9 protein-coding genes are annotated in these 7,372 nt (G+C 60.0%); 5 read left to right on the forward strand and 4 right to left on the reverse strand.

Annotation, left to right across the window (positions count from 1 at the left end; genetic code table 11):
* Nucleotides 1–131: 131 nt before the first annotated feature.
* Nucleotides 132–437 (reverse strand): hypothetical protein, encoded by a 306-nt coding sequence (locus tag PW789_RS19960; protein ID WP_299380354.1) that lies wholly within the window; start codon nt 435–437, stop codon nt 132–134.
* A gap of 983 nt (nt 438–1,420) precedes the next feature.
* Here PW789_RS19960 and PW789_RS19965 point away from each other — a divergent pair.
* Nucleotides 1,421–2,176 carry an SDR family NAD(P)-dependent oxidoreductase gene (locus tag PW789_RS19965; RefSeq protein ID WP_299380356.1) on the forward strand — a complete coding sequence of 252 codons (756 nt, stop codon included), beginning with the start codon at nt 1,421–1,423 and terminating at the stop codon, nt 2,174–2,176.
* A gap of 65 nt (nt 2,177–2,241) precedes the next feature.
* Complete coding sequence (locus tag PW789_RS19970; RefSeq protein ID WP_299380358.1) at nt 2,242–2,637, forward strand: nuclear transport factor 2 family protein; 396 nt, start codon at nt 2,242–2,244, stop codon at nt 2,635–2,637.
* A 50-nt stretch (nt 2,638–2,687) separates the two neighbouring features.
* Here the strand turns inward: PW789_RS19970 and arr are convergent, their stop codons facing one another.
* The 3 genes from arr to PW789_RS19985 form a co-directional block, all read right to left on the reverse strand.
* The gene (gene arr, locus PW789_RS19975; RefSeq protein WP_299380360.1) at nt 2,688–3,101 is read right to left on the reverse strand and encodes an NAD(+)--rifampin ADP-ribosyltransferase; all 414 of its coding nucleotides are present in this window, start codon (nt 3,099–3,101) and stop codon (nt 2,688–2,690) included.
* Nucleotides 3,102–3,411: 310 nt separating this feature from the next.
* Nucleotides 3,412–3,852, reverse strand: a complete 441-nt coding sequence (locus PW789_RS19980) for a VOC family protein (RefSeq protein ID WP_299380362.1) — start codon at nt 3,850–3,852, stop codon at nt 3,412–3,414.
* Nucleotides 3,853–3,863: 11 nt separating this feature from the next.
* Entirely contained in the window at nt 3,864–4,328 is a 465-nt protein-coding gene (locus PW789_RS19985; protein WP_299380364.1) for a cupin domain-containing protein, read from the reverse strand.
* A 102-nt stretch (nt 4,329–4,430) separates the two neighbouring features.
* Here PW789_RS19985 and PW789_RS19990 point away from each other — a divergent pair, with 102 nt between their 5' ends.
* From PW789_RS19990 to PW789_RS20000, 3 genes are all read left to right on the forward strand, one after another.
* Nucleotides 4,431–5,789: an APC family permease gene (locus PW789_RS19990; RefSeq protein WP_299380365.1), complete on the forward strand. Its 1,359-nt coding sequence runs from the start codon at nt 4,431–4,433 to the stop codon at nt 5,787–5,789.
* Nucleotides 5,790–5,868: 79 nt separating this feature from the next.
* Complete coding sequence (locus tag PW789_RS19995; protein ID WP_299380366.1) at nt 5,869–6,204, forward strand: cupin domain-containing protein; 336 nt, start codon at nt 5,869–5,871, stop codon at nt 6,202–6,204.
* Nucleotides 6,205–6,466: 262 nt separating this feature from the next.
* Nucleotides 6,467–7,372 (forward strand): nucleoside hydrolase (locus tag PW789_RS20000; protein WP_299380367.1); only part of this gene is annotated, 906 nt, incomplete at its 3' end.

A 7,372-nucleotide genomic window follows, 5' to 3' on the forward strand; every position in this document is an offset into this window, starting at 1 on the left:
TGTACTTGCGATGGTGGAACCGCCGGCCGGGGATGAGAGTCCGCTCAAAGAGCCTTATGTGAATACTTCTGCTCGACGAGCGGGAGACCAGTCCCACCTACAGCCGTTGTTCTCTTCTGAATCAACCGGGACTAGAAGTGGTAGACCAAACCCGTGCTGCCGGAAAACGAATTCAGACCCGGCCCGACGAAGAATCGGGAGTAGCTGAAGTCAACAATTCTCCATGCAAACCTGCTGTCTTTGATGTTGAAGTCCGCGCCACCTGCAAGCTGTATGGCTCCGCCCGTCGATGAAGTGGCGTATGGATAGACCACATAGCGGGCGCGCCCTGCGCCGCCTCCGACAAAGCCATACTCGGTCAACCTGCCCTGGTGGAATGCGGCACGCACTCCAGCCACTGCAGTGTATTGCGGATAGTTTACGTACCACTTCGTCATGGTTCCGCGAACTTCCAAGCCAAATATGTGGGAGGATTGCAGGTATCCGCCGACTGAAAAGCCAATACCACGATCACTCTTGACGCCGAGATCCGTGGCGTTGGCTGTACCGTAAACCCCTAATCGGGCTCCCGAGGCAGCAGCTACGGCCTGCGCCTTTACGCTCTTACCAGCAAGGGTCAAGAGAGCGATGATCGCAACTTGGAAAAAACCGGTTCTCAAACGACCCAGCCCTCTGATCCCAGACGTCCTAGACAATTTTGTGCAGTACAAGTGGATACTCCCATGTATGGAAATAAAATTACGGCTGTGCACCCAGGCAAATGCAGCTGTATACCATGCACCCTGACTAGAAGACTGCACCCTAACTAGAAGACTTTGATGCAGATCGAAAAGGCTCTGCTTAAGCTAAAGCGTAACACTAACTGGTCCCTTTAGTAACCGGGGTAACCATTAAAAAGTATTATTAATTCCCTCTCGAGAAGAGTTCGTCACTATCTGAAAGTGGCATCCCTCGCCAAGCGAAAATCCCCATATCTCCGGCACTAACCTTCACCCGGCAGATCTCTCCCGGCAGCGGCCAACTTTAGCTTTCCTTGCGATAAAGAAGGTCTTTGATCGCCGCCCGCCGGTGAGCATTCTGCTCCGCATTCCCCGAGTCGAGACGATTGTCCTTCTCACTCTCTTCTTCTTCACTACAGGATGGGCATCGGTTCGCAAAACCGGGTTTCCCGGGCTTCAGTTCGAACTCATCGCCACAGACAGCACACACCTTGATCGGAAACGGCATAACAATTAAATGATAACGCCATCTCTGGGCGTTGACCGACTCTCCGCCATCTTTGATAGCTCTAAAAGCGAAGATGGGCCACCATGAAAGCGGAGCTGCTCCGATTCAACGTCGCCGTCGCACGCGATCCCTCCATCGAATCACTCTGGATAGCTTCATCTCTGGATGCAGCATCTTAAAATTTGAGGAGCCCATGACAACTGCATCGGAAAGTCTCAGCCCGTCTCCGTTGAAGAGCCGTGTCGCACTCGTCACCGGCGGCTCGCGCGGAATCGGCAGGGCCATCGCCCTGGCATTGGCCGAAGCAGGCGCATCCGTTGCCATCAACTATCGCGCGCGCGGCAACGAAGCAGACGCTGTCGCGGAGACCATACGAGAGCGAGGTGGCCGCGCCGAAGCCTTCAGCGCGGACGTCTCCCAGGGCACCGCCGTACAGGAGATGATCCACTCCGTGCAACAGCGTCTCGGGCCAATCGACATCCTGATCAACAACGCCGGCGTCGCCGCACACGAAACCGAAATCACCGAAGAGGACTTCGACCGCACCATCGCCATCAATCTGAAATCGGCCTTCCTCTGTACGCAGTCCGTCCTGCCGGGCATGCGTGCGCGACGCTGGGGAAGGATCGTCAATATCTCGGCGATGGGCGCGCGTGCGGGCTCGCGCAGCGTCGCCTATGGCGCGTCCAAGGCCGGTCTCGAGGGCTTGACGCGAAGCTATGCCCTGCAGCTTGCGCCGGAGGGCGTAACCGTCAACGCTGTCGCGCCCGGCCTGATCGACACCGAGATGACCGCGTCGCTCATCGCCGCAGGCAGCACCTCCACCCGCATTCCCGCCCGGCGCGCCGGTACAGCAGACGAGATCGCGCAGGCCGTCATGTTCGTTGTCTCCAACAACTACATCACCGGCCAGACCATCGCCGTGAATGGCGGAGCCTCGTTCGCCTGAAGCACCGGAGCAATGCGGCTCGCAGCATAATAAGATCGATTGCACTGCAAGCATCAGGAGGATGAATGGCAGACACGAAGACCACCATCGAGCAGGCGTACACCGCATTCAACAAGCGGGACATCGACGGCGCCTTAGCGCGGATGACGCAGGACGTGAGCTGGCCCAGGGCCTCCGAGGGCGGCAAGGTCGTCGGAAAAGAAGAGATCCGCGCCTATTGGACGCGGCAATGGAGTGAGTTCGATCCCCATGTCGAACCGCTCGCAATGACCGAAGAAGACGGAGGCAAAATCCGCGTCAGGGTGCACCAGCTCGTCAGGAGCCTTCAAGGGGATGTCCTGTCGGACAGCGAAGTGCTTCATGTGTTCACCTTAAACAGCGGCCTCATTGCAGCGATGGACCTCGGGGATGATGCCGATACAACCGCCGCCCCGTCTGCCGCATTCGCGCATCGATCCTGACCGGCAACCCACGCATGGCCTTCCGCAGCGATGCCTCGAATCCAATTCGCTTAGTCAATAATTTCGGCGCTTCCCGTCTTCGAACGCTCCAGGCCTGACCTCATTTGTTGAAGTTGGTCGGGTGAGTGTCCCTGCCACTTTGTGATCTCTCCCACCACACGAAGCGGATCGCGCGAGCGGTAGGACAGCGTTGGATTGCCAGGAAATTTCTTGTCCGTCAGGTTGGGGTCATCCTCGACCGGCCCAGTCGCCTCGACGAGATAAATCCTCTCCGGCCCACTCCCAACGGCCAGTTCAGCGCCCCATATTGCGGCGTCGAGCGTGCCCGTGCAATACACCCAGGACAACGATTTTCTCTCGCCGTAGTTGGAGCTGTAGCCAACTACGATTAGATCGCCGTGCTGAAGATTCGCGCGCGTGCCATGAAAAAATTGTCGACGAAATTTGCTATCCGCTACTGGCATCGTTCTTCTTCCTCACAGAGATAAAAGACGTGGAACCCGGCTCAGGACCTTTGTTGCTCAAAGTAGTTTCCGCAAGTCAAACTGCAGAATCCGCACGTCGCTGGCGACGCGAGTCCCTCACGTCGAATGACGATGATGACGCAGGACACGGGTATTGCCGCAAGCCCATGCGCACCTTGTAAACTAAGAATGGGAAGGGTTGACTGGGACCTGCGGAGTCGGCCTGCAAAGTCAGCTATAAGATGGTTGCGAGCCAGAGAAATCGAATCCTCTGATGCGGCGGCCCTACTCTCCCAGGACAGCGAGCGCTTTAGAAGAGTTCTTCCGCCAGGGCGACGATGATGCCTGCAGGGCCTCGCATGTAACAGAGTCTGTACTTGTCTTCGTACTGGGCAACTTCGCCGATCAGTTCGCCACCGTTGTCGCGCAGGCGAGCGACCGTGTCGTCGACGCTTTCAACTGTAAACATGACGCTCCTGAGCCCAAGCGCGTTTGGCGGTACGACTTCCGGTTCGATTTTGACCAGCTTTGGATTGCGAAACTTCGTTAGCTCCAGCCGCCCGTGGCTATCGGGAGTCCTCATCATAACGATGTCAACTTGTACACTTGCGATGCCGTTGACGCGGTCCACCCACGATCCCTCAATCGGCGCCTCGCCTTCTTTCGTCATGCCAAGCGCGGTGAAGAAATCGACAGCGGATGCAAGATCGTCGACAACGACGCTGACGTGATCCAATCTCTTGATCGTCATCAGGGGTCCTCTTATCTCTCTTCCGGAGTGAGACCGTGCCGCAGCATGACGGCAGCGATGGCCGCACCATCGGGTGGTCCTCCGGCAGCGGCACTGGCGATAGCTGCAATCTCGCGAAAGTATTCCGAACCGAGTATGCCAGGCGTGATGACAGCCAGCACCTTCGCCGTTGCAGGCAGGGGATTGTCGAAGCGGTGAACCGCTCCGCGAGGAATAAAAAGAGCTTCTCCCGGCCCGACTTCGACCCGCGCGCCCTCAAGCGTCATCGTCAGAACGCCTTCAAGGCCAAGGATGGTCTCGTCGAAGGCGTCGTGGCTGTGAGCCGCAGGAACCTTGGCGCCAGAAGGAACCGCCATCTCAAACATCGTCAGCGAGGCTCCGGCAACAGGACCGTCGATGAGAAATCGAAGCGCGAGTTGACCGATGCGAATCTCCGAGGAAACTCCGTTCTGTCCGTTAGAAATGCCCTCGGTCATCTGACTCTCTCTCAGCTTTCTTTGTTCATGAAGTCTTGTGGTGAGCGCAATGGTATCGCATCCTGCTCTACCTTCCGCCCGCATTCGCGATAAAGTTCCCTCATGCCCCAACGCAACGGAAGCGGCATGCGCAAGCTGCGTTTACTGCCGCTGCTGGCCGCCACCTACTTCATGGTGTCGGGCGGCCCCTACGATCTTGAAGACGTCATCGGCTACGCCGGATACGGCTACGCGCTGCTGATCCTCACCGTGCTGCCCTTCTTCTGGAGCTTCCCCACTGCGCTCATGCTCGGCGAGCTTGCCGCCGCCATCCCCGACGAGGGCGGCTTCTATGCCTGGGTTCGCCGCGCGCTCGGCCCCTTCTGGGGCTTTCAGGAGGCGTGGCTCTCGCTCTCCTCCTCCGTCTTCGACATGGCGATCTACCCCACGACCTTCGTCCTCTACCTGCAGCGCATCGCGCCCTCGCTGACGGTGGGACACCGCGCCATCGCGCTCGAGCTTCTCGTGGTTGCCGCTGCCGTCTTCTGGAACCTGCGCGGAGCCGCAGCCGTCGGCGAAGGCTCGCTGAAGCTCTGGTTCTTCGCCATCTCGCCCTACGTCGCGCTGGTCGGCATCGCGGTCTACATCGGCCTGCGTGTGACGCACGGCGGCGGCCACAGCATTGGCGGCGTCTTCGGCACGGGACACGCCTCGCTTGCCCGTCCCGCCAATCTGCCCTTCTCCACCGCCATCCTCGTCGCCATGTGGAACTACATGGGCTGGGACAACGCCACCACCATCGCCAACGAGGTCGACAATCCGCAGCGCGACTACCCGCGCGTCATCCTCCTCGCCGCCGTCATGGTGATGCTCACGTACCTCATCCCCGTCGCTGCGGTGGCATGGGCAGGCATTCCGTCCTCGCGCTTTACCACCGGCGCCTGGGTCGACGCCGCAGGCCTGCTCGGCGGTGCCGCGCTCGCCTTCACCGTCGTCCTCGCCGGTTCGCTGGACGACTTCGGCACCTTCTCCAACCTGACGCTCTCCTATACGAGACTGCCGCACGCCCTCGCTGAAGACGGCCTGCTGCCCCGCGTCTTTACGAAGCGCCTGAAGAACGGCGCGCCCTGGGTCGCGGTTATCGCCTGCGGCATCTGCTGGGCCCTGGCACTGGGGTTCACCTTCGAGCGTCTCATCACCATCGACCTCGTGCTCTGGGGACTCTCCATCATCCTCGAGTACATCGCCCTCGTCGTCCTCCGCCACAAGGAGCCGAACCTTCACCGCCCCTTCCGCATCCCCGGCCCCAACTGGGTTCCTATTCTTCTGGCAGCCGCACCCACAGCCCTCACCGTCTACGCTATCTACGCCGCGCGCGACGAGCACGTAGCCGGAGTGCCAGCCGCCGTGTTCGCCCTGGGCATCGCCGTCTTAGGAGTCCCGCTCTACCTCATCGCCAAACGCAGCCGCCACACCGCCTGACGCGCATCACTTTTCATCCGGAACGAATGCCAATAACAAGTCCCGACTCCTGAACCTGCCTGGAGTGCAAAATATCAAGATGAGCCTTGCGATAACCCGTGAACTCTTACAAACAGCTGCTGTCGAAAACATGCCGGGCTGGGAGACGCGCCTGTTTCTCATCACCTATCCGGCGGGTGCGGATGGCAGCGGCCATTCGCATCCTGTTCCGGGCATTGGGTATGTTCTGCAAGGCACGATGGTCTCGGCATTCGATGAGGATGCCGAAGAGATCATCGTCGCGGGTCAGGGCTTTCAGGACAAAGCCAGCTTTCATCGCGTGAGCCGCAATGGAAGCGCGACTGAGCCGATGCGGTTTGTCATCGCATATACGGTAAAGACTGGTGAGCCCAATACAACGTGGCCTTCAAAATAGTCCATCGATACAGATCCGTATCGATAAGTCACCTTGGCGGAAGCGCAGGATGCCAACCGCCACCCACAAAATCCAGCGTACCCACTCACAAGTACTCTCATCGTCCGCAAAACAGACCTTCGCACCCCACCCACTCGCACTCACGAAGAGATACGTGTCATCCCGACCGAAGAGCGTAGCGCGCAGTGGAGGAACCTGCTTCTCAACCCCGACCCTCCGTCCCGCCACAAACCAAACCCACACGTTCTATAGTGGTCAGCACATGCGACTCCGCGCCCTGGCCCTCACGATCGTCCTCGTCACCGCTACCCTGCTTCGCGCCCAGAACCCTGTCATCATCGACACCGACATCGGCGACGACATCGACGACGTCTTCGCTCTCTCGCTAGCGCTCTCCAGCCCCGACCTTCAAATCCTCGGCGTCACCTCCGCCTGGGGCGATACCGCCCTCCGCGCCCGCATGATCGACCGCCTCCTCTGCGAGACCGGCCGCACCGCCATCCCTGTCCACGCCGGCGTGCCTACCAGGACCGACACCGTCTTCACGCAGAAGACCTGGGCGCTCGCCGGCATCGAGCACCCACACACCGACGGCGTCGCCTTCCTGCTCGAACAGATCAAGGCCCACCCGCACCAGATCACGCTCATCGCCCTCGGCCCGCTCACCAACATCGGCGCCGCCATCGACCGCGACCCCGCCACCTTCCGCCAGCTCAAGCGCGTCGTCCTCATGGGCGGCAGCATCTACCGTGGCTACGGCCCCACCACCAACACAAAACCCGAGCCCGAGTACAACATCGCCCGCGATCCGAAATCCGCGCAGAAGCTCTTCACCTCCGGCGTTCCCCTCTACGTGCTCCCACTGGACTCCACACAGCTGCCCTTCGACGCCGACCGCATGGCCGCCTTCACCACCATCAGCACACCGCTTACCGACGCCCTCCAACTCCTCGCCGCCGAGTGGAAGTACAACTCCAGGCAGCCAGCGCCCACGCTCTACGATGCCGTCGCCACAGCCTACGCTATCGACCCCGCCACCTGCCCCATGACACCGCTGCATCTCGAGGTCGACGACAAAGGCATGACACTGCCCACGGAAGGCAAGCCAAACGCGCAAGCCTGCCTCACCCCGCACCCCGAGGCCTTCTTCAACCTCTTCACTCCACGC

Origin of the sequence: Edaphobacter sp. (assembly GCF_028283685.1) — a bacterium.
Classification (GTDB): domain Bacteria; phylum Acidobacteriota; class Terriglobia; order Terriglobales; family Acidobacteriaceae; genus Edaphobacter.

Coding starts and splice junctions, on each gene's coding strand:
- PW789_RS19960 (WP_299380354.1), bottom strand. CDS start 437: ATGACGAAGTGGTACGTAAACTATCCGCAATACACTGCAGTGGCTGGA.
- PW789_RS19965 (WP_299380356.1), top strand. CDS start 1,421: ATGACAACTGCATCGGAAAGTCTCAGCCCGTCTCCGTTGAAGAGCCGT.
- PW789_RS19970 (WP_299380358.1), top strand. CDS start 2,242: ATGGCAGACACGAAGACCACCATCGAGCAGGCGTACACCGCATTCAAC.
- arr (WP_299380360.1), bottom strand. CDS start 3,101: ATGCCAGTAGCGGATAGCAAATTTCGTCGACAATTTTTTCATGGCACG.
- PW789_RS19980 (WP_299380362.1), bottom strand. CDS start 3,852: ATGACGATCAAGAGATTGGATCACGTCAGCGTCGTTGTCGACGATCTT.
- PW789_RS19985 (WP_299380364.1), bottom strand. CDS start 4,328: ATGACCGAGGGCATTTCTAACGGACAGAACGGAGTTTCCTCGGAGATT.
- PW789_RS19990 (WP_299380365.1), top strand. CDS start 4,431: ATGCCCCAACGCAACGGAAGCGGCATGCGCAAGCTGCGTTTACTGCCG.
- PW789_RS19995 (WP_299380366.1), top strand. CDS start 5,869: ATGAGCCTTGCGATAACCCGTGAACTCTTACAAACAGCTGCTGTCGAA.